This window comes from Acetobacter oryzoeni, assembly GCF_004014775.2.
Classification (GTDB): Bacteria; Pseudomonadota; Alphaproteobacteria; order Acetobacterales; family Acetobacteraceae; genus Acetobacter; species Acetobacter oryzoeni.
Genome location: NZ_CP042808.1, coordinates 781,289 through 806,882 on the forward strand (window position 1 = coordinate 781,289; position 25,594 = coordinate 806,882).

Annotated in this window: 26 protein-coding genes and 1 tRNA gene; 11 read left to right on the top strand and 16 right to left on the bottom strand. The window is 54.9% G+C overall.

Annotated features, from left to right (window positions below; genetic code table 11):
* Positions 1-44: 44 nt before the first annotated feature.
* The gene (locus tag EOV40_RS03765; protein ID WP_128105086.1) at positions 45-677 is read left to right on the top strand and encodes a Smr/MutS family protein; all 633 of its coding nucleotides are present in this window, start codon (positions 45-47) and stop codon (positions 675-677) included.
* Here the strand turns inward: EOV40_RS03765 and EOV40_RS03770 are convergent.
* Both EOV40_RS03770 and hemF read right to left on the bottom strand, forming a co-directional pair.
* The gene (locus EOV40_RS03770; RefSeq protein WP_128105087.1) at positions 657-1,868 is read right to left on the bottom strand and encodes a hypothetical protein; all 1,212 of its coding nucleotides are present in this window, start codon (positions 1,866-1,868) and stop codon (positions 657-659) included. The two genes, EOV40_RS03765 and EOV40_RS03770, sit on opposite strands and share 21 nt — an antisense overlap.
* Before the next feature lie 10 nt (positions 1,869-1,878).
* A complete protein-coding gene (hemF, locus tag EOV40_RS03775) occupies positions 1,879-2,793 on the bottom strand; it encodes an oxygen-dependent coproporphyrinogen oxidase (RefSeq protein ID WP_128105088.1) in 915 nt (304 codons plus the stop codon).
* Positions 2,794-2,972: 179 nt separating this feature from the next.
* Between hemF and EOV40_RS03780 the strand changes: the two genes are divergently transcribed.
* The 5 genes from EOV40_RS03780 to EOV40_RS03800 all read left to right on the top strand — a co-directional run bounded on the left by EOV40_RS03780 (position 2,973) and on the right by EOV40_RS03800 (position 7,219).
* Complete coding sequence (locus EOV40_RS03780) at positions 2,973-4,157, top strand: cytochrome b (RefSeq protein WP_128105089.1); 1,185 nt, start codon at positions 2,973-2,975, stop codon at positions 4,155-4,157.
* On the top strand, positions 4,154-4,945 hold the full coding sequence (locus EOV40_RS03785) for a cytochrome c1 (protein ID WP_050819503.1): 792 nt from the start codon (positions 4,154-4,156) through the stop codon (positions 4,943-4,945). Before EOV40_RS03780 ends, EOV40_RS03785 begins: the two co-directional genes overlap by 4 nt.
* Positions 4,932-5,816 (top strand): S-methyl-5'-thioadenosine phosphorylase, encoded by an 885-nt coding sequence (locus EOV40_RS03790; protein WP_003628301.1) that lies wholly within the window; start codon positions 4,932-4,934, stop codon positions 5,814-5,816. The genes EOV40_RS03785 and EOV40_RS03790 overlap by 14 nt, the downstream gene beginning before the upstream one ends.
* 103 nt (positions 5,817-5,919) lie before the next feature.
* Positions 5,920-6,441 (top strand): DUF4232 domain-containing protein, encoded by a 522-nt coding sequence (locus EOV40_RS03795; protein ID WP_128105090.1) that lies wholly within the window; start codon positions 5,920-5,922, stop codon positions 6,439-6,441.
* Between the two features lie 142 nt (positions 6,442-6,583).
* A complete protein-coding gene (locus EOV40_RS03800; protein WP_004449023.1) occupies positions 6,584-7,219 on the top strand; it encodes a LysE family translocator in 636 nt (211 codons plus the stop codon).
* Positions 7,220-7,228: 9 nt separating this feature from the next.
* On the opposite strand, the gene EOV40_RS03805 is transcribed toward EOV40_RS03800, so the two are convergent.
* The 4 genes from EOV40_RS03805 to EOV40_RS03820 form a co-directional block, all read right to left on the bottom strand.
* Positions 7,229-7,582, bottom strand: coding sequence for a hypothetical protein (locus EOV40_RS03805; RefSeq protein ID WP_128105091.1), 354 nt, complete (start codon positions 7,580-7,582; stop codon positions 7,229-7,231).
* Between the two features lie 243 nt (positions 7,583-7,825).
* Complete coding sequence (gene nfsB, locus EOV40_RS03810) at positions 7,826-8,476, bottom strand: oxygen-insensitive NAD(P)H nitroreductase (RefSeq protein WP_128105092.1); 651 nt, start codon at positions 8,474-8,476, stop codon at positions 7,826-7,828.
* 116 nt (positions 8,477-8,592) lie between these two features.
* Positions 8,593-9,492 (bottom strand): delta(1)-pyrroline-2-carboxylate reductase family protein, encoded by a 900-nt coding sequence (locus tag EOV40_RS03815; protein WP_128105093.1) that lies wholly within the window; start codon positions 9,490-9,492, stop codon positions 8,593-8,595.
* Positions 9,493-9,651: 159 nt separating this feature from the next.
* Complete coding sequence (locus EOV40_RS03820; protein ID WP_208729260.1) at positions 9,652-11,070, bottom strand: coniferyl aldehyde dehydrogenase; 1,419 nt, start codon at positions 11,068-11,070, stop codon at positions 9,652-9,654.
* Positions 11,071-11,158: 88 nt separating this feature from the next.
* On the opposite strand from EOV40_RS03820, the gene EOV40_RS03825 reads away from it, so the two are divergent.
* Together EOV40_RS03825 and EOV40_RS03830 are read left to right on the top strand one after the other, a co-directional pair.
* On the top strand, positions 11,159-11,785 hold the full coding sequence (locus EOV40_RS03825; RefSeq protein ID WP_128105095.1) for a TetR/AcrR family transcriptional regulator: 627 nt from the start codon (positions 11,159-11,161) through the stop codon (positions 11,783-11,785).
* 191 nt (positions 11,786-11,976) lie between these two features.
* Complete coding sequence (locus EOV40_RS03830; protein ID WP_128105096.1) at positions 11,977-12,516, top strand: cupin domain-containing protein; 540 nt, start codon at positions 11,977-11,979, stop codon at positions 12,514-12,516.
* Between the two features lie 390 nt (positions 12,517-12,906).
* On the opposite strand, the gene EOV40_RS15215 is transcribed toward EOV40_RS03830, so the two are convergent.
* Positions 12,907-13,158: a hypothetical protein gene (locus EOV40_RS15215; RefSeq protein ID WP_244297001.1), complete on the bottom strand. Its 252-nt coding sequence runs from the start codon at positions 13,156-13,158 to the stop codon at positions 12,907-12,909.
* A 314-nt stretch (positions 13,159-13,472) separates the two neighbouring features.
* Positions 13,473-13,558 (bottom strand) — tRNA-Tyr (locus EOV40_RS03840).
* A gap of 185 nt (positions 13,559-13,743) precedes the next feature.
* On the opposite strand from EOV40_RS03840, the gene panB reads away from it, so the two are divergent.
* Complete coding sequence (gene panB, locus EOV40_RS03845) at positions 13,744-14,562, top strand: 3-methyl-2-oxobutanoate hydroxymethyltransferase (protein WP_012812736.1); 819 nt, start codon at positions 13,744-13,746, stop codon at positions 14,560-14,562.
* A gap of 59 nt (positions 14,563-14,621) precedes the next feature.
* On the opposite strand, the gene EOV40_RS03850 is transcribed toward panB, so the two are convergent.
* Positions 14,622-15,713, bottom strand: coding sequence for an NADH:flavin oxidoreductase/NADH oxidase (locus EOV40_RS03850; RefSeq protein WP_128105097.1), 1,092 nt, complete (start codon positions 15,711-15,713; stop codon positions 14,622-14,624).
* A gap of 96 nt (positions 15,714-15,809) precedes the next feature.
* Here EOV40_RS03850 and EOV40_RS03855 point away from each other — a divergent pair, with 96 nt between their 5' ends.
* Positions 15,810-16,142 (top strand): ArsR/SmtB family transcription factor, encoded by a 333-nt coding sequence (locus EOV40_RS03855; RefSeq protein ID WP_128105098.1) that lies wholly within the window; start codon positions 15,810-15,812, stop codon positions 16,140-16,142.
* 15 nt (positions 16,143-16,157) lie between these two features.
* On the opposite strand, the gene EOV40_RS03860 is transcribed toward EOV40_RS03855, so the two are convergent.
* The 7 genes from EOV40_RS03860 to argH form a co-directional block, all read right to left on the bottom strand.
* Positions 16,158-17,141, bottom strand: a complete 984-nt coding sequence (locus tag EOV40_RS03860; RefSeq protein WP_128105099.1) for a zinc-dependent alcohol dehydrogenase family protein — start codon at positions 17,139-17,141, stop codon at positions 16,158-16,160.
* 112 nt (positions 17,142-17,253) lie between these two features.
* A complete protein-coding gene (locus tag EOV40_RS03865; protein ID WP_208729297.1) occupies positions 17,254-17,988 on the bottom strand; it encodes a trypsin-like serine peptidase in 735 nt (244 codons plus the stop codon).
* 16 nt (positions 17,989-18,004) lie between these two features.
* Positions 18,005-18,991: a UDP-glucose 4-epimerase GalE gene (galE, locus tag EOV40_RS03870; RefSeq protein ID WP_128105101.1), complete on the bottom strand. Its 987-nt coding sequence runs from the start codon at positions 18,989-18,991 to the stop codon at positions 18,005-18,007.
* An 87-nt stretch (positions 18,992-19,078) separates the two neighbouring features.
* Complete coding sequence (locus tag EOV40_RS03875; RefSeq protein WP_128105102.1) at positions 19,079-21,880, bottom strand: DUF4175 domain-containing protein; 2,802 nt, start codon at positions 21,878-21,880, stop codon at positions 19,079-19,081.
* On the bottom strand, positions 21,877-23,220 hold the full coding sequence (gene lysA, locus EOV40_RS03880; RefSeq protein ID WP_128105103.1) for a diaminopimelate decarboxylase: 1,344 nt from the start codon (positions 23,218-23,220) through the stop codon (positions 21,877-21,879). The genes EOV40_RS03875 and lysA overlap by 4 nt, the downstream gene beginning before the upstream one ends.
* Positions 23,221-23,336: 116 nt before the next feature.
* Complete coding sequence (locus EOV40_RS14960) at positions 23,337-23,480, bottom strand: hypothetical protein (RefSeq protein ID WP_019089984.1); 144 nt, start codon at positions 23,478-23,480, stop codon at positions 23,337-23,339.
* A gap of 3 nt (positions 23,481-23,483) precedes the next feature.
* Complete coding sequence (gene argH / locus EOV40_RS03885) at positions 23,484-24,932, bottom strand: argininosuccinate lyase (protein ID WP_128105104.1); 1,449 nt, start codon at positions 24,930-24,932, stop codon at positions 23,484-23,486.
* A 239-nt stretch (positions 24,933-25,171) separates the two neighbouring features.
* Here argH and EOV40_RS03895 point away from each other — a divergent pair, with 239 nt between their 5' ends.
* A complete protein-coding gene (locus EOV40_RS03895; protein ID WP_003625146.1) occupies positions 25,172-25,492 on the top strand; it encodes a hypothetical protein in 321 nt (106 codons plus the stop codon).
* Positions 25,493-25,594: the final 102 nt, after the last annotated feature.

The window sequence follows — 25,594 nt, forward strand, 5'->3', positions numbered from 1 at the left end:
GACGGGCCATTTCTGGTTTTAGGGCATGAAACGTAGAGGGTGATGTGAACAGGCGTCGGCGGCATTTGCAGGAGGGGGAAAAGGCGCTATGGGCGCTGGTTGTGCGGGATGTTGCCCCCCTGCATGTGGCCGAACTTGTGCCACCCGCTGCGCAGAATGAGCCAGAGCCACAGGCTATTCCACGCGCGCAGGCCAAGGCTGGCAAAAAATCTCAGGCCAGTGGGCTTATGGCGTCTTCATCTGGTGGTGAAAGCGGTGTGGCTGCGGCTAATTATGGCTTTACAGCCCCGCGTGCCCCTGCTGCGGGGCTGCGCGTGCAGCAGGCACCGCGCCCGGTAGAAACCATAGGCAAACGCCAGCCCGGTGTGGATGATTATAGTTGGCGGCGCTTTACCCAAGGCACCTTTAAGGTAGAGCGGCGGTTGGATCTGCACGGCATGGTGGCGCAGGAAGCCTTCCATCGGTTGATGGAGTTTATGGACGTGGCCACCCATAGGGGCCTGCGCTGTGTGGAAATTATTACCGGCCTGGGCACGGGGCAGGAAGGCGGTATTTTACGCCGCGAATTGCCCCATTGGCTGGAAAGGCCAGAAATCCGCCGCCGTATTCTGGGGCTTACGTACCCTCATGCAGGTAACAGAGGGTCTGTTCGCGTATTACTGCGCAGGCGGCGTTGAAAGCAGGGCCGGAGGTGTGGCATCCCGCCAGCGGGGCAGGCTTTGGGCAAACCAGCGGCGCAGTGCCATTAGCACATGCGGTTCGGGCATAAGCGTTTCATAAAACGGAGTGCCTGCCGTGCCTGCCAGAATGGTTTGGTTTTCTGCCGCAGCAGCCTGTTGAATGGCCGGACGGTTTGCACATACTTCAGCCGCATGGCGCCAGCGGGCAATGCTATCGGGTTGGGTAAGGGCAGGCAGCACAAGCCCGGCGCGTAAGCTACATGCGGCGGCAATGGCGCCCCAAGCCGGTAGCAGAAACGCAGGTTGAGAATATTTGTGTTCCTGTTGCAGCACAGCCAACAGATCGGGAGGCAGATTGGGCTGATGAATCTGCATATCCGGCCGGGCATTATTAACAAACAGGGGGGCAAAACCCGCAGCCTGTAATGTGGCAATACGGCTTGGGTAGCTGGCATCCAACGGCAGTTGGATCACATCGGTCTGGCCTGCCTGCAAAGTGGCCATTGCGGCCTCTGGCGTGGCATGTCCGGCCACCGGCTGCGGGCGCAGGCCCAGCATATCCAATGCCAGAACGGTGGTTAGCTCCGGCCCTGTCAGTTTGGAAACGGCCACACGTGTAAGCTGCCCGGTTAAACGTGCACGAAAAGATTGATGCAGGTTTACGCGGCCAACTGCAACGCTGGGCTGTGCCACCAAAAACACAGGGGTCCAGCGCCGGTAATCAAAATGAATACGCGGCCCTCCCAGCATGGCAGAAAGAATAGCTGTGCCGGGTATCATCAACCCAACAGGGCCGGGGGCTGATTGTTGCTGGGTATCAAACAGATTGGCCCCGGTTATGCCGTCCCACCCGGTTGTGGGGGTGAGTTGCAAAGGAGGGCTAAGGTGCAGTTCTTCTTCCAGCGCGGGGGCTATCAGGCTGGCCCAGCGCCCACATTCGGAAGAAGACGTGCCACCAATAATAAGTGCAGATCCACCATCGGCACTGATGGGGAGAGGGTCCTCAGCGCGTGCCGTGCGTGCGCCCGCCACAACAGCAGCGGCACCCAGCAGAGTGCTTAGGAACACACGACGCGAAAGCTGCCGTTCAGGCATCACAAAAAGCCGGGGCTGATCAGCGTGGGGCAAGCGCGGGAGATCCTCTTTCTGTTTCTGCCCCATATTAATCGCATATGTGGGCAGAATCACGACAGTTTTATTACGGCCATTTTACTTCTGGCGGCATGCTCATCAGAATGGCTTCAGTATGGCCACCGGTTTTTAGACCAAACAGTGTGCCTCTGTCGTGTAGCAGATTGAATTCTACATATCGGCCACGGCGGATAAGCTGGGCTTCGCGCTGTTCAGGTGTCCAGGGTTCCATCATGCGGCCGCGGATGATTTCGGGGAATGCATTCAGAAAAGCCAGGCCGACATCCTTGGTAAAGGCAAAGTCTTCCTGCACATTGCCACTGTTCAGCCGATCATAAAAAATACCGCCCAGGCCGCGGGGTTCGTTACGATGGGGCAGGTAGAAATACTTGTCACACCATGCCTTGAAGCGCGGATAATATTCCGGGTCATGCGCATTACAGGCCTGCACAAAGGCGGCATGAAAGCGCGCGGCATCATCCTGCGCTTCTGCACTTTCGGGGAACATGGGGGTAATATCCCCACCGCCGCCAAACCAGCCTTTAGTGGTAATAATCATGCGGGTGTTAAAATGCGCGGCAGGCACAAGCGGGCTGCACATATGCGCCACCAAGCTAATACCCGTGGCAAAAAAATGCGGGTCTTCTGCCGCACCGGGAATGGTGGCGGCAAATTCCGGTGTAAAAGTACCCTGCACGGTGGAAACGTTTACGCCCACTTTTTCAAAAACACGGCCATGCATTACGCTCATTACACCGCCGCCGCCGGGGCTGCCATCTTCGTTCAGGCGGTTCCAGCTTTTGCGCTCAAAACGGCCTGCGGCTTCGTGGCCGGGCAGAACAGGGCTGTTCTGTTTTACAGCGTCATCCTCAATGGCTTCAAAAGCAGCGCAAATTTTGTCACGCAGGCTTTCAAACCATTGGCGGGCTGGTTCCCTAAGGGCTTGGTGGGCAGAAACATCAGCGGTGTCGGTGGGCGTCATTGAACTGTCTTTTCCTCATCGTCCTTGCCTGAAGCTGCCATCTGCTTACAGGCTTTCAAGGGGTGCGCTTTTAGGCGCATCATTGCAAGATGAACCCGAACATCGTTAAACCAACAGCAGCTCTGCGCAGGGCAGGAGCATGCACCCTATAAAGTGGCGTAAGGGGAGAAAAGGGCAAGATGGCAGCAACACCGGCCCGCCATACGGAGCAGGCAGAAAAGGAAGCACATTCCTTTCTACAGCAGGCGGGTGCGTATGCACGGCATTATGGCAGCATGCCTTTGCCCGCAGACCTGAACTGGTGGTGGACCATTGGCGCCATGCTGGTGGCTGTTCTGGTGCTCATGCTGTTATCGGGGTTAACGCTTACATTGGCTTACACCCCCGATGCCTCGCTTGCGTTCGGGTCAGTCGAGGCTATTGAGCGGCGTATGCCCTCTGGCTGGCTGCTGCGTGCCATGCATATGACAGGGGCCTCATTTTTTATGGCGGCCCTGTATGTGCATTTGTTGCGCGGGTTATATTACCGCACCTATCTGCCCCCACGGCGCGGCGTGTGGTTAAGCGGTTGTGGCTTGCTGGTGTTGGTGATGGTTACAGCCTTTGCAGGCTATGTGCTGCCTTGGGGGCAAATGTCTTACTGGGGCGCAGATGTTGCGGCCAAGGCTGTAGGGGCTGTGCCATTTGTGGGGCAGGGGCTGGAACAGGTTTTTCTGGGTGGTGAAAGCCCGGGCACACCCACGCTGCACCGTATGCTCACCCTGCATTTTTTGCTGGCGTTTGTGATTATCGGGCTGGTGTTGGTGCATGTTGCTGTTGTGCATGCAAAGGGCAGTTCCAGCCCTTCTGTACAACCCGAAACACGCCGCAAATATCTGCCCTTTTACCCGTATTTTACCACGCGGGATATTCTGGCCGTATTGATTATGGCCTTGGGTTTTGTAGCCGTAATGTGCTTTTGGCCGGGGCTGATAACAGAGCCAGCCAATTATCGCCCAGCCAACCCGTTGCACACACCAGCTGATATTGAACCCGAATGGTATTTTCTGCCCTTTTACGGAATGTTGCAGGTTGTGCCTTCCAAATTCTGGGGGCTACTTGTTTCTGGCGGTGCTGTGGCTGTGTTGTTTGCTGTGCCGTGGCTGGATAAAGGCAGGCGCACAGCAAATGGTGGCTGGGCACGGCTGGCAGATGCCGGGGCGCTGCTAGCCTGCGTAGGGGCTGCTGTTACTGCCGCAGCAGCAGGTGTGCATCATGCTCAGGGTGGGTGGCTTGTGGCTGGGCAGGCTGCCTGTTTGATTTATTACCTGTATTTTCTGGTTTTTCTACCCTTGCGCACCCGTTTTGAGGGGATGGGGGCATGACCGTGCAGAAAACTCGCCCCACACTTTGGCGATACGCTGGAGGGATGCTGCTTTTGGGCGCTATGGTGCTGGGGCCAAATATTGCACAGCCCACACAAGCACAGCCTGTTAAAGCGCCAGAGCAGAACTGGTCTTTCAAAGGGCCGTTGGGGCATTTTGATCTGCCATCTGTGCAGCGTGGATATGCTGTGTTTGCGGGAATATGTGCCTCCTGCCACAGCTTGTCGGAAGTGCGTTTTTCAGATCTCACAGATATGGGCTTAACGCTGGAAGAAGTGGGAGCTGTTGCCGCCACATGGCAGGTAGCAGATGGGCTGGATGCTGAAGGGCGGCTGAAGCACCGCAATGCCCGGCCAGATGATGCACTTTCTTCTTCCTATTCCGGGCCGGAGGCTGCGCGTGCGGCCAATGGGGGTGTGGTGCCGCCCGACCTTTCGCGCATTGTGCAGGTTTACCCCGGCGGAGCAGACAGGCTTTTTGCACTGCTCACCGGTTATAAGCCCGATGCAGCGCGCGTGCCGGGTAAAGGGTTTGCCAATTCCTTTGCTATTGGCCATTACACCGCCATGCCGCCGCCCTTGCGTGAGGGCGCTGTAAAATATGCAGATAACACCCCCGCAACCGTTACGCAGGAAGCGCGGGATGTTACCACTTTTCTTGCGTGGGTTTCTGCACCGCATCAGGATACCCGCCGCCGTGTTGGCATAGGTGCAGGTTTGTATCTGTGCTTTCTTGCCGTGTTGTTTGTGATTTTAAACCGGAGACTCTGGTCGCATGTCAGAAAATGAAACTGTGGAACCCGTTATTGGCCTGATAGGCGGGTCTGGCCTGTATGATATTGACGGGTTGGAAGAAAAGGAATGGCGCACGGTAGAAACGCCTTGGGGCCTGCCTTCTGACCAGCTTCTTTTCGGGCGGCTGGATGGCGTGCGCTGCGTGTTTCTGCCGCGCCATGGCCGTGGGCACCCCATTCCGCCTTCACGCCTGAACTATCGGGCCAATATTGCCGCCATGAAGATTTCTGGCGTAACAGACATTGTCTCGCTTTCAGCTGTGGGGTCTTTGAAAGAAGAACTGCCACCGGGGCATTTTGTGGTGATCGATCAATTTATTGATCGCACCATTGCACGCACAAAAAGCTTTTTTGATACAGGCTGTGTGGCGCATATTTCCATGGCAGACCCGCTGTGCAACCGCGTGGGCGATGTGCTGAAGGCGCAGGCAGACAAGCTGGGTATTACCGCTGTGCGCGGCGGCACCTATCTGGTTATGGAAGGCCCGCAGTTTTCAACCCGTGCAGAAAGCGAGCTGTACCGGAGCTGGGGTTGCTCCGTTATTGGTATGACCAACATGCCGGAAGCCAGCTTGGCGCGTGAAGCTGAAATCTGTTACGCCACAGTGGCTATGGTGACAGATTATGACTGCTGGCACACGGAGCATGACAACGTTACCGTAGATAGCGTTGTAAAAACCATGCAGGCGAACTCAGCCAATGCCAAAGCACTGATTAAGGCTGTTATTCCTGCTTTGGGTGGCAAGCGCCATAGCTGTAGCGCAGGCTGCGACCATGCGTTGGAACACGCTATTATGACGGCACCTTCTGTGCGTGACCCGGAACTGGTAGCAAAGCTGAAAAGCATTGCTGGCCGCGTTCTGTAAAAATGTAAAAACAAGGTATGGGGCATTGGTTTTGAGTGCTTCATACCTTGGGTTTTTAAGGGGTTAGTAAAACCGTCCTTAAAAACAGAAAGAAATACAATACATGATAAAACCAGCCTGCACGCCTACCTCTTTGCTTATCATGTGCCTGCTTGTGGGTGGTGTGCATGCAGCGCAGGCGCATCAGGTTATAAAATCTTGCAAACCGGCTGATTTATCTGTGCATTTTGAGAGCGGGCAGGGTGCTTTTGACGGCATGTCCCATAGCGGGGCGTGGGTTGTTCTTTCTAACCGCAGCGCCACGCGCTGTGCTGTGCCTGCATTGCCGGTTGTGCAGCTTGAAGATGCACAGGATCATGTTCTGGCAATAGGCAAGCTAGCGCCACTTTCTCCCAACCAGCAGCTGGGCCAGAAAATACTCAAGCCCCATGCACTGTGGCGGGCCAGCATGTATTGGGTTTCTGGCAATGTGTATGATGGGGGGCAATGTGTTTCCCCCAATCGTGCTGTATTGACGTTCCCTTTGGGTGATGTGCGCGTTAATTTTCCTGCACGCACTTTATGCGGGCCAGCCCAAACTCCGCTTACGTTTGAGCAAGGGCCATTACAGCTGGCACCACGTTAACAACACAAGCGTGTTAAAAAACCAAATGCTGCGCGTATTGCAGTGGCATCAAAGGTGTACTGTTTTTTATTACAGCCTGTTCACCTTTTCCGTTTTCTCCTTTAGGACGCTTTCAAACCTTTAACCGGAGAGCCGGATAGTTATGCCGCATGTTTTCCTTCCTGTGCTGGCGTTTGCTGCTGCATGGGGTGTTCTTGTTTTAACACCGGGCACAGAAACAGCCCTTATTATCCGGCTGAGCATCAGTGTAGGGCGCACAACCGCTATTGGTGCGGTGTTGGGCATTGCTGCGGGCTTAACTCTGTGGGGCATTGGCACGGCATTTGGGCTAAGCGCGCTTATTGCGGCTTCTCACACATTGTATCTGGTGCTGGAATGGGCCTGCGCTGGCTATCTGCTCTCTCTGGCGTTTCGGTTGGCTGTTAATGTTCTGCGCTCTACACCAGAGACGGAAACAGATTCCGAAAATCAGGCCCCCAAGGCATTTTGGTCGGGCTTTCAGCGTGGGATGTTCACCACAATTCTAAACCCCCTTGTTGGGGTGTTTGATCTTACAGCCTTTCCGCAATTTATTCCCCCTGAAGTAAATGCCGTAACATATGCGCTGCTGTTAACCGTAGTGCAGGCCACATTAACACTAACGTGGTATTTTACGTTGGCCTTTACAGCACTTTTCTTTAGCCGCTTTCTTGCAAACCCGGTTGTTATTCGTGTTCTGGATGGGTTAACGGCTTTGGTTTTTGTTATCTTTGCCATTCGGCTTGTTATAAGCGGCTGATGAGGTTTTTTAGGAAAACTTTCGGAATCTCTTCATGTTTTTTTGAAATCGGGATTCCTTTGTTTTCTGCTGCATGGCAATTAAATGCCGGAACGCAAAAGACATAAGCGCACACCCAATAACAAACCCTATAAGGGTGAACATAACCAAGGCAGAAGTGCTGTACACTGCCCATGATCTGGTATCGGGCAGGGCATCCCATACCGGTTTTAGCCAGCTTACACTGTGCGGATCATGCACCGGTATATTTGCGCGCAGCATGGCATCTTTAATAATCACCATTAAGGTTATGGGTAATGAAAGTGCCATTAAAAATGCACCAGATGCCCATATTAGAATGTATCTTCGTTCCTCTGTGCACATTTCTTGTTTTCCCCTTACATGTTCTTCAGATCATGCAATTGTGCATAAGTAACGCCGCAACTCTGCTTGAAGTTGCGTGCTCTGGAGGGGAAGGAAGTTTCGGGCTTCTGTTACAAAGGCGTATTTTCTGAGTATCTACTGGAAAATACTTAAAAAGTTTCTGTTTACGGTGCGATTAATCTGAAAAACTAAAATAAATTACGGCGGATGGCCTGCATGTAGCAGACCCTTCCGCCGTGTTTTTTAGAGATGCGTGAACAGGCTTTTTTCTGGCAAACGAGACTTGGGCAGTTTGGCGTTGAAATCTGCATCGGAATGATAGCCGAGTGAGACAATAACAGCCGGAGCAAGCCCTTTTTCTTTCAAGCCCAGTTCCTTATCCAGAATGGCAGCATCAAAACCTTCCATGGGTGTTGCATCCACTCCAAGAAGTGCGGCTGAAAGCAGCAGAAAACCTTGTGCAATATATGTCTGCTTTTGTGCCCAGGTTGCCACATCGCCCATTTGCTCATGCAGCCCCACAAAACCATTCCGCCCTTTGGTAATGGATATTTTTGTGGCTTCATCTGCAAAGCGGCCGTCTTTCTGTTCCTGTTCAGTAATATCTTGCAGATATGCAGGGGGCAGGCTGGTGCGTGAACTCAGCACGATAACATGCGAGGCATCCATAACGCGCGGCGCATTAAAGGCAAACGGGCCGCTTGTGGCCTTGGCAATGCGGGCTTTGCCTTCATCATTGTCAGCAACAAAAAAGTGCCATGGCTGAGAGTTTACGGAAGATGGGCTGTAGCGCAGGGCTTCTTGTAACTGGGCAAAAATATCTGCCGGAATTTTACGGGTTTTATCGTAAGCTTTGGTGGTGTGCCGGTGGGTAAGAGTTTCAAGAAGCGTCACGGCTGTTCTCCTCAGCTTTATGCAATGGGGTATTTGTAAGCGTAACTTCGTGGCCTCAAAAGGTCACGCCGCTTTCGTTAATGGATGCTATGCCGAAACATATGAAGCAGAAATGGTCATGATAACATGGTGTGCGCCACACGGCATGCAGCCAGATCCCAAACAGCACATCCTACGGATTTAAAGAATATGGGATGTGTGAAATCTGGTGGCGTATCCAGCGCTTCTGCCAGAGCGTGCACGTTGTTCCAGTTTACTCCTGCTTGCAGAATATCCCCGGCTTCTGTTGGGGCGCCAATCGGGTCATCCACATAAAGCTGGCTGGCGCGTACAATCTGTGGCGCAATTTCTGCCATATCGGGGCGGTAAGCGCCTACGCCAATAACAAGGCAATGCGGGTCGGCTTTGCCATCATAAATGGGCGTAGTGCTGGCTGTGGTGGTGATAACAACATTAAACGGCGTTTCTTTGGGGGCTTCCGGGCGTAGTGTCAGAAGGGATGTTGCATGCTGCTTGCAAAAATGTTCCGCCCGTTCTGGGGTGCTGCCACGAATTGCAACCTCAATGCCCGGATGCAGGGCAGAGAGCGCCTCTACATGAGCAAGGGCTTGCGTGCCTGTGCCAATAATTAACACCCGATTTACAGGGCCAGAAGCAAACGTACGAATACCCAGCATGCTCATGGCTGATGTGCGGCGCATTGTTACGGTGGGGCCATCCAGATTGAAAAGAAAGCGCCCATTATGTGCATCAGCGCATGTAATCATGCCCTGTATGGTGGGCAGGTGCTGCACGGCATTTTTGCCAAAAATTGTGAGTATTTTTGTGGCAATTAAATCTTCCGCCACGGTTGGCATGCACATAAGCGTGCCGTTGCCATCTTGCGTGGGAACAACAGTGCGCGGCGGGCATGTAATGGCCCCATGTGCGTAATCACGCACCGTACGGGCCAGCATATCTACCAATGCAGGAAATGGTAAAAGTGCCTGCGTTTCTGGCGCACCGTAATATTTCATGTAAGGCGTGTTCCATAGTTTAGTTCAGGGAGTGTGACGCTTATTGCACTCTGCTGTGCAATAAGCGTCAAGGATGGAACCGCCAATTTTCACTCAGGTGTGGCACAAACACTTTAGAATATTGCTGAATAATGCTCAGTCTTGTTGTTTGCGGCGTTATTATCGCAGGAGCAGATTGGTGATGGTATCAGTCAGTTTGTTGAATGGAGGCTGAAGCAGCGTTGCGGCATTAAAGCGTCCCTGTTTGTAAATGCCACGGGCATGCGTAAGGGCCATAAAGCCTTCTTTTCCGTGATAGGCTCCAATGCCGCTTTCTCCCACACCGCCAAATGGCAGGGCATCCTGCACGTAATGCAGCAATGTGCCGTTTATGGTTACGTTTCCTGAAACCGTGCGTTGCAAAAGTCTGTTTTGTTCAGCGTGTTTTTCTCCAAAGTAATACAAAGCCAAAGGTCTGGGGCGTGCGTTGATAAAAGCAATGGCTTCATCAAGATTTTTGTAGGTCAGCACAGGCAAAACGGGTCCGAAAATTTCTTCCTGCATAACCGCCATTTCAGGTTTGGCGTTAAGTATCAGAACCGGTGCAAGCACATGGTTGGCGGCGGAATCGCTTCCCATTCGGATAACCTGCGCGCCCTGTTCCTCTGCATCACGGATCAGGCCGCTAAGCCGTGTATAATGATGCTGGTTAAGAATGGCTGTATAATCGGGAGACCCCACATAACCGCCGGGATGCAGCTTTTTTACGGCTGCCTGATAGGCGGCGGCAAAAGCCTGCTGTTGGCTTTCATGCACCAGCGCATAATCTGGGGCAATGCAGGTTTGCCCGGCATTGGTGAGCTTGCCAAATGCCACGCGGTCTGCCACCCGCTGCATGGAAAAACCGGGCTCGATCACGACGGGAGATTTGCCGCCCAACTCAAGGGTGACGGGGGTGAGATTACGTGCCGCGGCTTCCGCCACTTTCTTCCCAACAGCCGTGCTGCCGGTGAACAGGATATGATCGAAGGGCAGGGCTGAAAACGCAGCCCCAACTTCACCATCTCCCGTCACAACAGAGACCTGATCGGGCGGAAAGACAGCCTGCACGATTTCGCCAATCACTGACGATGTAGCTGGAGTGAATTCCGATGGCTTCAGCATGGCGCGGTTGCCCGCAGCAATGGCTGTAGCCAGTGGCACAAGGGCGAGGGAAACCGGGTAGTTCCACGGTGCAATAATGCCGACAACCCCGATAGGCTGGCGCACCACCCATGCTTTCCCGCACTGGAAATAGGCCGCTATATGCCGACACTCCGGCTTCATCCAGTGCCCGACATGCCGGATCATATAATTGATCGACTGCACAAGCGGGATGAGCTCCACAATAGCGCTTTCCCGTTCTGAGCGTTGGCCAAAATCGGTTTTCAGAGCACGCACGATGTCAATGCGTCGCTTAAGGATTTCAGCTTTAAGGCGGCGTAGATCAGCCCGTCGCTGTTTCAGATCCGGTGGTCCGGCGCGTAGAAACGTGGCGCGTTGATGATCAAGAATGCGGCGCAGATTGGCAGAAGTAACATCAGGCATTGTGCGCTCCATGTTTACAGGAGAAACTTATGCAGGCAGGGTATGAGCCATAATAGTTTGGTGTCAACGAAAGTTTCTTCTGTAAACATGAGCCTCACGAATGAGTGAAACCACAAACCGCCCTTATCATCATGGTGATTTACGTCGCGCCCTGATCGACACAGCACTTGCCATGCTGGCAGCAGACCAGAACTGGGCTTTTACTTTGCGGGAAGTGGCACGGCGCACGGGTGTTAGCCACGCAGCCCCTTACAAGCATTTCCGAGATAAGGAGGCGCTTTTGTGTGAACTGGCGCGCATCGGCTTTGTTCAGCTTGGGCAGAGCATGACGCAGGCCATGGTATCAGGCACTTTTTCCGTAAGAGAGAAGTTTCTTGCTGGAGCACAGGCTTGTATTGAGTTTGCCCTCCACAATCCCGGACTTTATCGTCTGATGTTCAGTTCCGATGCAGATAAAACAGTAGATTCCCAACTGCATGATGCAGCTATGAGTACCTTCGGGCTTCTTCTACAGCTTTTGGAAGAGGGGCAGCGGGATGGCAGTTTCCGGGCGGTTGCCATAAATGCGCAGGCGGCGGCAAGTTGGGCACAGGTACATGGTCTGGCCATGCTGGCAATCAGCAATCAATTACTTGAGGAAAAGGTCGGGGCCGCCCCGATTTCAGCCGCGCTGGAGGTGTTGCTGGATGGTATGTGTTGTGGAGTAAGCACCCAACAGAAGCCATAGACCTTTCACGCCGTCTTTATGTGGCTGCATCGTTATATGCTGCAAATTTCCAAAAAGTTGCAGTCTTTACCGTGATGTTTTCTTTAAGAGCCAGTGGGGTTGTCTTGCCTTTCCCGGAAACTTGCGTGTTGTATTGAAAGAAACTTATGGGCCGATAAGGTGTTTTATACGGTAACAGGCAAAGGAAGAGTATGGTGCAGCGCATAATTGCCGGATTGGTGCTTGTTGGTCTTCTGCCGTTGAGTGCAAATATCGTGTGCGCTCAGGATACGGCCCAGAAGCAGCCAGAAAAGCCGCCCACCACCTATTACTGGCACAACTGGGCAGACCATAACGGCATAAGCCATATGACAAAATGCCCACTCCATCATTACACCCTCAAGACAATGAATAAGCCTGCGGCCCCTCAGTGGTCAGACGTGCTTTCCAAAGGGGAGGTGCAAATTATTTCAACAGTGCAGCCCGACCATTGGAACGGCGCATGGCATACTGATCCCAAGGTGCAGTGGATTATTCCACTGAAGGGCACATGGTTTGTTCAGGCAATGGATGGCACGCGCGTTGAAATGGGGCCGGGGGATATATCTTTAGGCGAAGATCAAAGAACATTTCCTGATGCGCAGGGTCATAAAGGACATTTGGGCGGGAATGTAACGTCTGGCCCGGTAACGCTGATGGTGATTCAGTTAGCAGAAGCACCGACAGTAGATGAGGCATGCCGCTTTAAATAAAATATCAGGGCGCATACGCGGGCGTATAGAACACATTCTGGATTTGCGACGTCCGCTGATGGAGGAATGGGCTGCGGAGTGTCGTGAATGATCGTCAGCACCATTCAGTATATCGTTTTTGCGGTATTACTGGTGTTATCGGTGTTACCGCACATTAAGACCCGCCGGGCGTTATGTTTCCGGCCGGATCGCCCGGTGCAAAGATCGTCACTTACGATGATGTCGTTTTGGTTGGCATGATAGGAGGGTGATACTGGCCGAATCTTCAAAACGGTCCGGATGCGCCGTGAGAGGCATGGATACGACATCGTCGCTCCGATGGTCAGTATAGACGAACGTCAAATAGTAAGACTGAGCCTTGGTCCAGAGATCGCCATTAAACATCTTGTCCTATTCCAGCAGGTCGCGCCGCAGCGCCGATCCGCCGCCTCCGCTTCGGGTCCAGACCGCCGATACACAGGTCGAAACACGCTCGACGCGCACGATCAGCCGCCCATTGAGAAACGCTTTTCCATCAAGCTCCTCGTTGAACATCGTATTGCCGTTGTAAGACTGCTCCTCCAAAGACACCGGCTTGGCGTCCGCGTGTGCGGTGCCGCCGATACAGATGGCACAAATCAGGCTCAGGAGAGCGCGCATCATCAATATCGTCCTTCCAGCAGAAGCATAGCCTCGTCGTGCCATCTTCGGACCAGGCCAAGCGACCTTGCCTTATATTTGGGAACCCCAGTTCCCAATGGTTAATGGCACAAGGCTAGGAATGGGATAAGCATTGCCGCAGGTTGATGGCTCCCTATCCATTCGACAGGGAAGACCCGCATCCAAGTTGCATGATTGGAGCATGCAAAAATATAAGATACTGATTTTGTGAGTGTTTATGTTGATTGTTTTAAGAGGGGTAACGCTCAATAAGCGACCGCTATCTTTTTGTTTTTATTGAATATTTTTAAGGAAAATGGTGGAGGGAGTTGGATTCGAACCAACGTAGGCGTACGCCAGCGGATTTACAGTCCGCCCCCTTTAGCCACTCGGGCATCCCTCCGATTTGTTGAGCCGTGATCTAAAGGGTTGGAGAAGTATTGTCAATGCTTTGAAGGACATTCTTTTTCTTTTTGTGGTTTTGCTCTGCTTCGGGCCATGGCAGGGCTGGACAGCCGAAGGGGATAGAGGAAAGCTGCCCTCACTTTTTGATCCACGATCCTGAACTGAAACAAGGAGAGAATACGCGTGAGCAGACATCAAACAGTCAAGCGGCACACACCGCGATCTTTGGCGGCGCTGGATGCTCCTATCGTGTCTCTTACCGCTTATACGGCCCCCATGGCCCGCTTGCTGGATGCGCATTGTGATCTGCTGCTGGTGGGGGATTCTGTGGGCATGGTGGTGTACGGCATGGAGTCTACCTTGGCCGTTACGCCGGAAATGATGATAGCGCATGGTCAGGCTGTTGTGCGGGGCAGCCAGCGGGCCTGTGTGGCAGTGGATATGCCTTTTGGCAGTTATCAGGAAAGCCCGCAGCAGGCGTTCCGGGTGGCGGCGCAGATTATGGCGCAAACCGGTGCCGGATGCGTAAAGCTGGAAGGTGGGCAGGAAATGGCCGAGACCATTCAGTTTTTGGTGCAGCGCGGTATTCCGGTTGTGGGGCATATTGGGCTGAAACCGCAGGCTGTGCATGCGCATGGTGGTTTCCGCACCGTTGGCCGTGGTGATGAAGCCGAACAGATTTTGGCGGATGCGCGTGCCGTGCAAAACGCTGGCGCGTGGGCGGTGGTGATTGAAAGCACAATGGAGCCACTTTCCCGCAAGATTAGCGAAATCTTGCATATCCCCACCATTGGCATTGGGGCTTCTCCCGCATGTGGCGGGCAGGTGTTGGTCACCGAAGATATGCTGGGGTTGTTCCCGGATTTCACGCCCAGGTTTGTGAGGAAATTTGCTGATCTGGGCAAGGAAGTTGAGCAGGCAGCCGCTGCATACGCGCAGGCCGTGCGCAACCGCAGCTTTCCCGGCCCGGCTGAATGTGTGGGAATGCCAGAGAAAAAATAAGTTTCCCGCCGTGTTCCGGGCATCTGAGGCAAAGCCCGGAACACGTGCGTAATTCTGCGTTACTGATAACGCGCCAGCCACCACCCGTAAGAAGGTGGCAGAACTTTTCCGGCATCTTTCACATGCAAAGTGCGTGCGGCTTCATACGGCCAGTGCGGATTGGCAAGTAAGGGACGACCAAGCGTTACCAAATCCAGCGCACCTGTGCGGATGAGTGCATCAGCCTGTCGGCCTTCGCTAATGTACCATGAGGTTGTGACAGGCAGCGCAGCTTCCTGTTTTACGCGCTGAGCATACGGAGCCATAAACCCGGAACCCCATGGAATGTTGGCGGTGGGCGTGGAAAACCCGATGCTGACATCCAGAAAATCCAAGCCTACACCTTTCATTTTCTCAACAAGGGCAATGGATTCCGCCAGAGTTTGCTCATCCTGCCCATCAAATTCAATCACGCCAAAGCGCGCAGAAAGAGGTAGGTTTTCGGGCCATACAGCGCGCACGGCTTCCAGCGTTTCCAGTAAAAAGCGGCCGCGGTTTTCAGTAGATCCACCATACTGATCTGTACGTTTGTTGGAGTGGGTGGACCAAAAGCTTTGCGCCAGATAACCGTGGGCAAAATGCAGCATCAGCCATTTAAACCCGGCATCTCGCGCACGTTCTGCGGCACGCACAAAATCGGCTTTTACACGGGCAATGTCATCCAATGTCATTTCCGTGGGCACGCGGGGCAGGTTGGCCCCAAATGCTATGGGAGAGGGGGCAATGGGTTGCCATCCTGCCGGGTCTGATTCCGGAATATGGTCATCACCTTCCCACGGCACGTGCGCGCTGGCTTTGCGGCCGGCATGGGCAAGCTGGATGCCCGGCACAGCGCCTGCTTTGCTAATAGCTGCTGTAATAGGGGCAAAAGCTGCGGCCTGCTCATCATTCCATAAGCCAAGGCAGTTGGGGGTAATGCGCCCTTCGGGGGAAACGGCTGTGGCTTCCACCACAACAAGTGCTGCACCACCACGGGCCAGTGTGGGGTAATGCACGCTGTGCCAATCATTCGGCACGCCTTCTTGCGCCGTGTATTGGCACATGGGGCCAACCACAATACGGTTGCGCAAGGTAATATCTTTAAGGGTATAGGTATCAAACAGTGTCGGCATGCGTAGTCTCCGTTACGGATCAGGTCTGCACGACCATTAGTTCGACTATAATCGAACTAATCCTGAAGGCAAGAGTTAAGGGCTTGGGCACAACTCATGAAGCAGTATGATCATCCTGCCCCCGAAGAGTTCCAACTGGCGGGTATTCTGCACGCGCTGGCAGACCCTTTTCGGCTTTCTGTTGTGCAAAAGCTGATGCAGCATCAGCCTCAGGCCTGTGCGCCATTGCAGGATGGGCGGCCCAAATCTTCTATCTCGCACCATTTTGCGGTGCTGCGTAAATCTGGTTTGTTGCGCACGGAAGTTGTGGGCGTGACGCATATGAACAGCCTGCGTTTGCAGGATATGGAAGCCCGCTTTCCCGGCCTGCTGGCAGCTATTCTGGCCGCTGCGGAGCAAGAGGAAATGCCTGATCCGCAACCGGCCTGATATATTGATCTGGGCTTAGGGCACCAGCACGGCGGCACCATCAAACCGTCCATGCCGTAAATCATCCAGCGCCTTGTTGGCGTCTTTCAAGGCGTATGTGGTTGTGGTGGTGTGAATGCCAATTTTGGGCGCGATGGACAGAAAATCCAACCCATCCTGACGGGTGAGATTGGCAACGGATACAATTTCGCGCTCTTCCCACAAGATATCATAAGAAAAAGCGGGTATTTCGCTCATATGGATACCTGCACAGACTACGCGCCCGCCTTTGCGCAGGGTTTTAAGGGCTGCTGGCACCAAGGCGCCTACAGGTGCAAAAATAATGGTGGCATCCAGTTGTTCAGGCGGCAGTTCGTCAGAACCTCCGGCCCATGTGGCTCCTAATTCGCGCGCAAAGGCTTGGGTTTTTGCATCACCAGGGCGGGTAAAGGCGTAAACCTGCTTTTTCTGCCAGACCAGAACCTGCGCAATAATATGGGCCGCAGCACCAAAGCCATATAACCCCACTTTTTGCGCATTTCCGGTTTTTACCAAGGAACGCCAGCCAATAAGCCCGGCGCACAATAGGGGCGCCACTTCTACGGCCGATCCTTCTTCCCCTAGTGGGAAGGCAAAACGCGCATCGGCCACGGCCATTGTGGCGTAACCGCCATCTCGCGTGTATCCGGTAAATACGGGGTGGTCACACAGGTTTTCATGATGATCGCTGCAATAAAAGCAGTGCCCGCATGTGTGCCCAAGCCACGGAATACCCACGCGCTGCCCAACAGATAAAGAGGTAACGCCAGAGCCAATCTGATCAATCCGCCCGACAATTTCGTGGCCGGGAATAATGGGCAGCTTGGGGTGTGTGAGGTCTCCATCCACCACGTGCAAATCTGTGCGGCACACACCGCAGGCCAGCACTTTTACCCGAATTTCACCGGGGCCGGGCACCGGGTCTGGCACTTCCTCCCATTGCAAGGGTGTTTTGGGCTGGTGCAGACGCATGGCAAACATGGAGGTTTCCTTTCTGCGGTATCAAACCTTGGTATTTCTACCAGAACGAAGCCTACCCTGCGCAGGGGAACATGGGCTGTCTTTGATCTGTCGCAGTTTAAGGGCGTGTTTTTTAGTTCTGGCTTAAAAGAGGCACGGCGCGGCCGCCTGCGCCATTGGTAAATGCCTGCACCTGCACGCCAATAACGTGCCACCCGGCCTGATTATGAAACAGCAGGGGCGCACCACTGCTGCCATGCGTGCCAGCACAATCATGCACCAGTAAAGGGTTGCCGCCCTCATCTTGGGTTGTATTTAAAAAATGGCAGTTCTGATCAGCGGTAATAATATCAGGTTGATTTTGTTCATACCCACCCAATACAACAGGCATTCCGGGTGTTAGGGCCTGTAATGGGGTATCAATATGAAAAACCTCATCCGGCTTGGCAATGGCATGGTCCAGAATAAGCGTGGCATGGTCTAACCCGCCGCTATTACTTTCCTGATCCGTTCTATAACCGGGGGGAATAATAATTTGCACAGCACGGGCGTGGGCCATGTAATGCTCACCCGTATAGGCACGTAAAAAATGCACGCTCTGGGGCTGTACAAACCCACGCACATGGCTCAGCCACAGGCAATGCCCGGCGGTTTCCACCACGTTAGGCGCAATCAGAAAACCAGTGCATCTGCTGCCCAGTTCTGTTTGCACACGCCCCACGGCAGACCAAGGCGGCTGCGTGGCATCCACTCTTTGGCGCGGATCATGTAGCCCTACACCAGCCAGATGCGTGCGATAGGCAGGGCCTTCTGCCAAGGCTGCATGGCCCATAAAAGTGGCCTGCATGGCAGCGGCAAATGCCACCATGCAGGAAAAAAGAAGGTTACACGCCATAACCCTGCGGGTGGTTTTTGCGCCAGTTGAAGGCTGTTTCCACAATCCGATCAATATCCGTAAACTCTGGTGCCCAACCGGTAGCTTCCATCAGGCGGGCAGGGCTGGCAACCAAGCTGGCTGGATCCCCTGCACGGCGCGGGCCTGCCTGCCAAGGCACTTCCAGATTGCTCACGCGGCCCACGGCATCAATAATTTCACGGTTGGAATTGCCGCGCCCTGTGCCAACGTTAAACACCACGCTTTTATCATTCAGCAACGGCAATACGGCCAGATGGGCACGCGCCAGATCTGTAACATGCACATAATCACGGATGCAGGTGCCATCTGGCGTGGGGTAATCCTCACCAAACAGGGTAAGGGCTGGGCGGCGCTTCAGGGCGGCATCAATAACCAGCGGGATCAGGTGCGTTTCGGGGCGGTGGTCTTCCCCCGCACGGCCAGAAGGATCTGCTCCGGCAGCGTTGAAATACCGCAGGCACGCACTTTTCAGGCCATGAATTTTATCTGCCCAGTACAGGGCGCGTTCCACCATATATTTGCTCTCACCATAAGGGGAGCCGGGGTTAATGGGAGAATCCTCGTTAATCGGGCCTTCCCCGGCGGAACCAAACAGGTTGGCGGTAGAGGAAAACACAAAGCGTTTCACACCATGGCGCACACAGGCATCAATCAAACCAAAGCCGTAACCTGCATTGGCTGTCATGTACATCATGGGGTTCTGCATGCTTTCTCCCACTAGAGAAAGCGCTGCAAAATGCAAAATGCCATCCCACGGGCCGGAGGAAAGAACTTTATCCAGACAGGCAATGTCTGAAATATCACCTTGCACAAAAGTGGCCTGATCAGGCACGGCAGCGCGATGGCCAGTGCGTAGGTTGTCCAGCACAACAACGTCATGCCCATCATCCAGCAGGGCAAGAACAACGTGGCTGCCAACATACCCAGCGCCACCAGTTACCAGAAAACGTGCCATACTCTCTTTTCGCTCCGTGCAATGTAAAAAGTCATGTCCACCTATCTTGCTGATAAGTCGGGCAGAATATTTTGCTCAGTCCCTGTTTCAGAACGGTTTGAGCAAACGGTCAAGATAATCCAGTTCCTGCTGCGGGCGTGTGCGGTCTGAATCTCGTCGCCTGAGTTCCTGCTCAATTTCTCTGGCGCGCTGGCGGGCCACGTTATCTGGAATGTGGGTGGAATCATCTTCGGTCTGATCCTTGCCTTCACCCAGTTTGCGGCCCAGCGGATCGCGCTTGCCGCCCTGTTGGTCTTCTTCCTCCTGATTTTCTGAGGAATCAGACGGTGTGCCAGAACCATTCTGCCCATCGGATGCACTACCAGAGCCGGAAGATCCATCAGACGGGCTGCCAAGTGCAGGCAAAAAGCTGGGGATACTGTTTTTGCCATTGCCCTTAACGGCATCCTGCATTTGCTGGCGGGTTTTGCGCAGGGCTTCCAATGCTTTTTCTTCAGCATTGGCGGCGGCGGCATCATCTCCATCGGCCAGCGCCTTGCGGGCATCCTGCATGCTTTTGCGGGCTTCATCAAAAGCGGCGGGGGTTTTGCCTGTCAGATCCTTGAATTCGTCTTTCAGCTCATCCAGCGCGTGTTCCAGCGCATGCTGCATGGCGCGTTCATTGCGGCGGGCTGCTGCCTGTGCCTCTGCTTTGGCAGGGTCGGGCATGGCTGGTGGTGTTTCGGGCTGCGCGGGCGGAGGGGGTGGCGCGGTCGGTGCGTTTTCCGAACCCGGCGGCATGGGCAGGCCTAAACGGCGCAACAGTTCGGATGTGGGCATGTTGGCGTAATCGGCCTCACCATCACCATCGTCTGCCAGATCACTCTGCTTTTGGGCCTGCGCTTTCAGGTTTTCATCAAGGCGAGATTGCGCATGGTCCAACAGGGCAGTTTGTTTGCTGGCCAGATCATGCAGGGCGGCTGCCTGTTCACGCATTTTCTGCTGTGCCAACATCTGCTGCGCCAAGTTTGCCATATCCTGCGGTGTGGCGTTGCGCATGCGCTCGGTGGCGTTTTCCATATCCTGCAAACGCTTGAGCGCTTCATCCGCATGGCCATTGGTGGCATCGGACTGAAGTTGACGCATCAGGCGGGAAAAAGCCTGATTACCCGCGCTGGTAAAGCCCGGAAGATCGGGAATAACCGTATGATCTTTCATGGCCTGGTTGGCCAGTGCCTGCATTTTGCGGCTGATGGCGCTTTGCAGGGTTTTTAACCTGTCTTCCAGTTCCTGCTGGGCCTGTTGCCCTTGCTGTCCATCCTGGCGCATGTGCTGGAGTTGCTGTGCCACAGCGGCTTGGGCTGCACGTACATCAATAGATGCCTGGGCACTGGCATCATCCCCATTACGGCGGTCTTCTATATCCAGCGCCAGATCCCACAGCAGGTTTGTGGCGCCTGCGCGGGCAGTGGCGATATCTGTCAGACTGTCATCCAGCATGGCCACCACGCTGCTGAGTGCCAGCAACATGCCGGTATGTTCACGCACGGGGCCGGGGGCATCGGCTAGTGCTTCCAGATCTGATGCCGCATCCTGCCGGCTTTCCTGCCCCAGAGCAAAGCGTTTGCGTACATCCAGCAAAGCGCGAGCAATGGGGGAATGGAAGGTGCGTGCGCCCATGCGGAATGTGGCAGAAGCGCTTTTGCCTTCATGCCCACTGACAGAGGTGGCCACCACGCGGCCGATTACGGTTTCACCCGCCCACGGGTCTTCCGAAAGATCTGGGCTGATAGCGCCTTTTACAGATTTGGGGTGCCCAACAAGAGGCAGGGGAATGGTAAGCACGCGTTCCGGCCCATGCTTGGCATGTGCCAGATGTAACTCCACCTTAAGGGATGCCAAACCATAGGCATGGCTGGCCTCATACGGCAGAAGTGTGCGCCATTCTTCCTTGCGGGGAGAACCGGGGTTAGGCCCCCATTTCACGCTGGGGTCTGCATCAGGCAGAACGGTCACAGGCCATTGGGCCAATGTGCGGCCACGGCCTGTAAGGCGTACGGTGCCAGAATGCTCCAACACCACATCCAGCTTCCAGCTATGGGCATCCAGCTTATGGCGTGTGGCATCATGCAGCACCATGCCGCCCTGTTCCCGCAAGGTGGGGTGGGAGGCCAAGCCTGTAACAATAGCGGTGAGGTGCGCCCCTTGCGGGGTTTGGGGTGGCGTTTTGATATTGCCCAGAAAAACCGGGGCATCTGGCGCATAAGCGGGTGGGGTTATCCATGCCTCTACGCGTGGGAAGGGAACATCAGGGTCATCCCGCCCCGGAATAAACCCGGCAAGAATACGCCCCGGCGCGGAGGCCCCCGCAAGCCCGGCGGTGCCAGCAAGGGCTGCCACCAATACCCAAGCACCAATCTGCCGTGTTCGGCCTTGTGGCCAAAGGCGCGGCCAACCGGCCCGCAACGTGCCGAGTGATGCCAGAATGCGCTGTTGATGTGCTTGCCATAAGGTGCTGGAACTTTGCGAGGCTGTGCCCGCAGGGTGGTCCGTTAGCGTAGCAAGGGGGCGGTTGAGGAGGCCGGATGCCTGTTCAATCCGCCGATCAACCTCGCTTGAGGTGGGGGGCGCAAGGTTTTCAATATCCTTGTGCAGCCGCCAGCCACATAAGCTCAGCCAACTTGCCACCAGCAGCAGCCGCACACCATCTGGCAGGTGCTGAGGAATACGCAGCAAAGACGCCACACAATAAATACCCAGCAGGGCAAGAGTGGGCTGCAACGCAGGCCACAACCGTTCTATCCGCAAAACAATGGTGGCGTGGCGGCGTGCAGTGGCAAGGCGCTCCGCCAGCGCTCCATCCTCAGCGGTAGAGGCGGTCAGGGATTGGTGCAGACCGCCTTGGTTCATGTGGCTTTGGCAAGGTGGGGGGGCACAGTTTCATCCTGCCACAGTTCTTCAACACTCTGCCTTTGGCGTATCACCTGCCACTGGCCATCTTCAACCAGAACTTCTGCAGCAAGCGGGCGGCTGTTGTAGGTGGAGCTCATAACCGCACCATACGCGCCTGTATCCAGCAGGGCTATACGTGCATTGCGTGCCAGCGGGGGCAAAAGCCTGTCCCGCGCAAATGTATCTCCACTTTCGCACACGGGGCCAACCACATGGGCCAGAGAAACAGGCTGGCTGAACGCCTGCGGTGCCAGCGGCAGAATACCATGCCACGCATCATACATGCTGGGGCGCAGCAGTTCGTTCATGGCCGTATCCAGCACAAGAAAGGGCACATCCATGCCATGTGCCTTACGCAGGATCACGCTGCTCAGCAGCACACCAGCCGGGCCAATGGGCCAGCGCCCCGGCTCAATAGCCAGCTTTACGCCCAGATCACCCAGTTCTGCCTTAATGGCACCAGCAAGGGCTTCGGGCTGCCCTTCGGTTTCATTGCGGTAGCAAATGCCAAGGCCGCCGCCACAATCCACAACGCTTACGGCATTGCCGGCAGCACGCACGGTGCGCACCAGTTCCGCCACGCGGGCATAGGCTGCACGATAAGGAGCCGTGGTTAAAATCTGGCTGCCAATATGGGTAGCAAACCCAACAGGCTGCACACCGGGAAGGGTGAATGCATGAGCATACAGTGCTGCGGCATCCTGAAACGGAATGCCAAATTTGTTGGCCGCCAACCCGGTTGTAATTTTGGCGTGGGTTTTGGCATCCACATCCGGGTTTACGCGCAGCGTAATGGTGGCCTGCTTGCCCAGCTTGCTGGCAATGGTAGAAATAGCTTCCAGCTCTTCCGCGCTTTCCACGTTAATCTGGCCAATGCCGTGGCTAATGGCTTGCTCCAGTTCGGCATCTGTTTTGCCAACGCCGGAAAACACAATGCGGCCTGCCGGAATATCGGCCTTTAGAGCGCGTGCTAGTTCACCACCGCTTACAATATCCGCCCCAAAACCTTCCTGACCGATCAGGGTAAGAATAGCCAGATGATCATTGGCTTTCACGGCATAGTGGATGGAAACATCCAGCCCGGCATTGTGCATGGCGGTGTGCATGCGCCGCATACGTGCGCGCAGCGTGCCAGCCCCCAACACCCAGCAGGGCGTGCCAACAGAATCAGCTATGGCGTTCAGGGCCACGCCTTCCAGCATCAGCCCACAGGTGGGGTCAACCGTAAGCTGCGGGTGTGTTTTTAACAGTTCTGCCAGTGTTGGGTCGGCATCGGTATAAACAGGTGTTTCGGCCATGAGGCGTAAAAGCCCTGATTGTAAAAGAGGAGCAGGAGGCCACGCCAAGAAAAACTCGGCATGGCTGGTTACGAAGTGCGGTGCAGTATCAAACCAATATAATGCGCACTGTGGTCTTATTCATCCGGTGGGTACATCCGCGGGTAGGTAATTTTATTTTGCGGGCCGGGCTGATGTGGCGTGCCCTTTTTGCCGCAGGCTGCCAAAGGCAGAAACAAGATAGTGGCCAGCGCAAGGCCAAAAATCAGGCGGTAATTCATGGTTTACTGCCCCGCTGTGGTGGGTTCTGCACCCAGAGCTTTCAGCCAGCGCTGCGCCTGTGCGCTCACGTTGCCCGGTGCGGTGCCGCCTTCGCTGGTGCGTGAGGCAATGGAGGCATCTACGCTGAGAACCGAATAGATATCATCTGTAATGCCGGGTTCTTCTGCCTGCATTTCCTGCAATGTCAGATCTGCCAGCCCCACGCCTTTTTCCTCGGCCTTGGCTACCAGACGGCCTGTTACATGGTGGGCAGTGCGGAAAGGCACTTTCAGCACCCGCACCAGCCAGTCTGCAATATCGGTAGCGGTGGAATAGCCGGAACCTGCCAGCGCACGCATCTGAGCGGTGTTGGCTGTCATATCCCGCACCATGCCATCACATGCGGCAAGGGAGAGGGCTGCGGCATCCGTGGCTTCAAACACGGGTTCCTTATCTTCCTGCATATCCTTGGCGTAGGCCAGTGGCAGGCCTTTCATCACCGTCAGCAGGCTGACAAGGCTGCCGGTTATGCGGCCGGTTTTGGCGCGCACCAGTTCTGCTGCATCCGGGTTGCGCTTTTGCGGCATGATGGAAGAGCCGGTGGTGAACGCATCAGAAAGGCGAATGAAGGAGAAAGGTGAGGAGCACCAGATCACAATTTCTTCCGCCATGCGGGAAAGATGCATGGCCATGATGGACAGCGCAGAAAGATATTCCAGCGCGAAATCACGGTCGGATACAGAATCCAGAGAATTGGCGGTGGGGCGGTCAAAATGCAGCAGTTCGGCAGTCATCTTCCGATCAATGGGGAAGGATGTGCCAGCCAGCGCGGCAGAACCCAGCGGGCATTCGTTCAGGCGCTTGCGTGTATCTGCCAGACGGCCCCGGTCACGCGCCAGCATTTCCACATACGCCATCAGGTGGTGGCCGAATGTTACGGGCTGTGCGGTTTGCAGGTGGGTAAAGCCCGGCATGGGGGTGGCGGCGTGTTCCTCTGCCCGGCGGGCGAGGGAGCGCATAAGGGCGGCTACCTGCTGGTCCAGCCCATCAATGGCGTCACGCACCCACAGGCGGAAATCTGTTGCAACCTGATCATTGCGGGAGCGGGCGGTGTGCAGGCGTTTTCCGGCCTCACCAATCCGGTCAGACAGACGGGCTTCGATATTCATGTGAATATCTTCCAGCGCTTCGGAAAAGGGGAAGTTGCCAGCCGCAATTTCCTGCCCGATTTCTGTCAGCCCCTTGCGGATGGTGGCTTCATCATCCTTGGAGATAATGCCCACATGCGCCAGCATGGCGGCATGGGCGAGGGAGCCGGCAATATCCTGCTTCCACATCACCTTATCAAAGCCGATGGAGGCATTAATGGCCTGCATGATCTCAGAAGGGCCACCGGCAAACCGCCCGCCCCACTGGACATTGGCGTTTTTCTGGTTTTCCGTTTCCGTGCTGTTCTGGCTGTTCAGAGACATTTTAGGCCCTAATTCCGTCCTGCTGCGTAAGATGTGCTCAGGCGTTGGCTTATACTGCCGCGGCGCGGATGCAAAGATGCCACAGTAATGTTGCGCGCCCTAGGGCGCAAATGCCGGTTTTGGCAAAGGGTGTGGCAGGGCCGATCCTGCGGCGGGGCTGTTCTGTGTGCTGCTGTGCGGGAAAGGGCTGTGCCCGGCGGCATTTCTCTGCTTAAAAGCAAGTGAAATTCAGGGAGTTCATGAACATGACAACACCACATAAGCTTACAACCTTTGCCGTGATTGATCCCGGCCCGAATGTGCTTTTGGAAGTTATTCGCGCAGAAAGCCCTGTTGTGGCTGTTGAGCGCCTGGAAGGTAAAATGCGTGGGCCGGAATATGTGGCAGCCCGTAGCTACGATGTTGGCGGCGAAGAATCGCTTGATGGCGCAGATCCGGCTTATCTGGTGTACGAACTGGATGATAGCGGGCTGGATGCAGAAGGCCTGACGGGGGAAGACGCAGGGCAGGTGCGTGCACAGGCAGATCTGGCTGCTGTTGTGGTATCTTCCGCCAAATAAGTTTTCAAACCCGAACACGAGTGTTCTGCGGCATGGCGCAAAGGGTGGGGCGTTACCCTGCTTTTTCCGCACCATGCCGCGCGATGCAGGAGGTGGAAAGGC

Coding starts and splice junctions, on each gene's coding strand:
- EOV40_RS03830 (WP_128105096.1), top strand. CDS start 11,977: ATGGTGCAGCGCATAATTGCCGGATTGGTGCTTGTTGGTCTTCTGCCG.
- EOV40_RS03850 (WP_128105097.1), bottom strand. CDS start 15,713: ATGCCGACACTGTTTGATACCTATACCCTTAAAGATATTACCTTGCGC.
- EOV40_RS14960 (WP_019089984.1), bottom strand. CDS start 23,480: ATGAATTACCGCCTGATTTTTGGCCTTGCGCTGGCCACTATCTTGTTT.
- EOV40_RS03865 (WP_208729297.1), bottom strand. CDS start 17,988: ATGGTGGCATTTGCCGCTGCCATGCAGGCCACTTTTATGGGCCATGCA.
- EOV40_RS03785 (WP_050819503.1), top strand. CDS start 4,154: ATGACCGTGCAGAAAACTCGCCCCACACTTTGGCGATACGCTGGAGGG.
- hemF (WP_128105088.1), bottom strand. CDS start 2,793: ATGACGCCCACCGACACCGCTGATGTTTCTGCCCACCAAGCCCTTAGG.
- EOV40_RS03805 (WP_128105091.1), bottom strand. CDS start 7,582: ATGTGCACAGAGGAACGAAGATACATTCTAATATGGGCATCTGGTGCA.
- EOV40_RS03800 (WP_004449023.1), top strand. CDS start 6,584: ATGCCGCATGTTTTCCTTCCTGTGCTGGCGTTTGCTGCTGCATGGGGT.
- EOV40_RS03780 (WP_128105089.1), top strand. CDS start 2,973: ATGGCAGCAACACCGGCCCGCCATACGGAGCAGGCAGAAAAGGAAGCA.
- EOV40_RS03860 (WP_128105099.1), bottom strand. CDS start 17,141: ATGTTTGCCATGCGTCTGCACCAGCCCAAAACACCCTTGCAATGGGAG.
- lysA (WP_128105103.1), bottom strand. CDS start 23,220: ATGGCCGAAACACCTGTTTATACCGATGCCGACCCAACACTGGCAGAA.
- EOV40_RS03825 (WP_128105095.1), top strand. CDS start 11,159: ATGAGTGAAACCACAAACCGCCCTTATCATCATGGTGATTTACGTCGC.
- EOV40_RS03795 (WP_128105090.1), top strand. CDS start 5,920: ATGATAAAACCAGCCTGCACGCCTACCTCTTTGCTTATCATGTGCCTG.
- EOV40_RS03875 (WP_128105102.1), bottom strand. CDS start 21,880: ATGAACCAAGGCGGTCTGCACCAATCCCTGACCGCCTCTACCGCTGAG.
- EOV40_RS15215 (WP_244297001.1), bottom strand. CDS start 13,158: ATGATGCGCGCTCTCCTGAGCCTGATTTGTGCCATCTGTATCGGCGGC.
- EOV40_RS03820 (WP_208729260.1), bottom strand. CDS start 11,070: ATGGAGCGCACAATGCCTGATGTTACTTCTGCCAATCTGCGCCGCATT.
- EOV40_RS03815 (WP_128105093.1), bottom strand. CDS start 9,492: ATGAAATATTACGGTGCGCCAGAAACGCAGGCACTTTTACCATTTCCT.
- galE (WP_128105101.1), bottom strand. CDS start 18,991: ATGGCACGTTTTCTGGTAACTGGTGGCGCTGGGTATGTTGGCAGCCAC.
- EOV40_RS03790 (WP_003628301.1), top strand. CDS start 4,932: ATGTCAGAAAATGAAACTGTGGAACCCGTTATTGGCCTGATAGGCGGG.
- argH (WP_128105104.1), bottom strand. CDS start 24,932: ATGTCTCTGAACAGCCAGAACAGCACGGAAACGGAAAACCAGAAAAAC.
- EOV40_RS03855 (WP_128105098.1), top strand. CDS start 15,810: ATGAAGCAGTATGATCATCCTGCCCCCGAAGAGTTCCAACTGGCGGGT.
- EOV40_RS03895 (WP_003625146.1), top strand. CDS start 25,172: ATGAACATGACAACACCACATAAGCTTACAACCTTTGCCGTGATTGAT.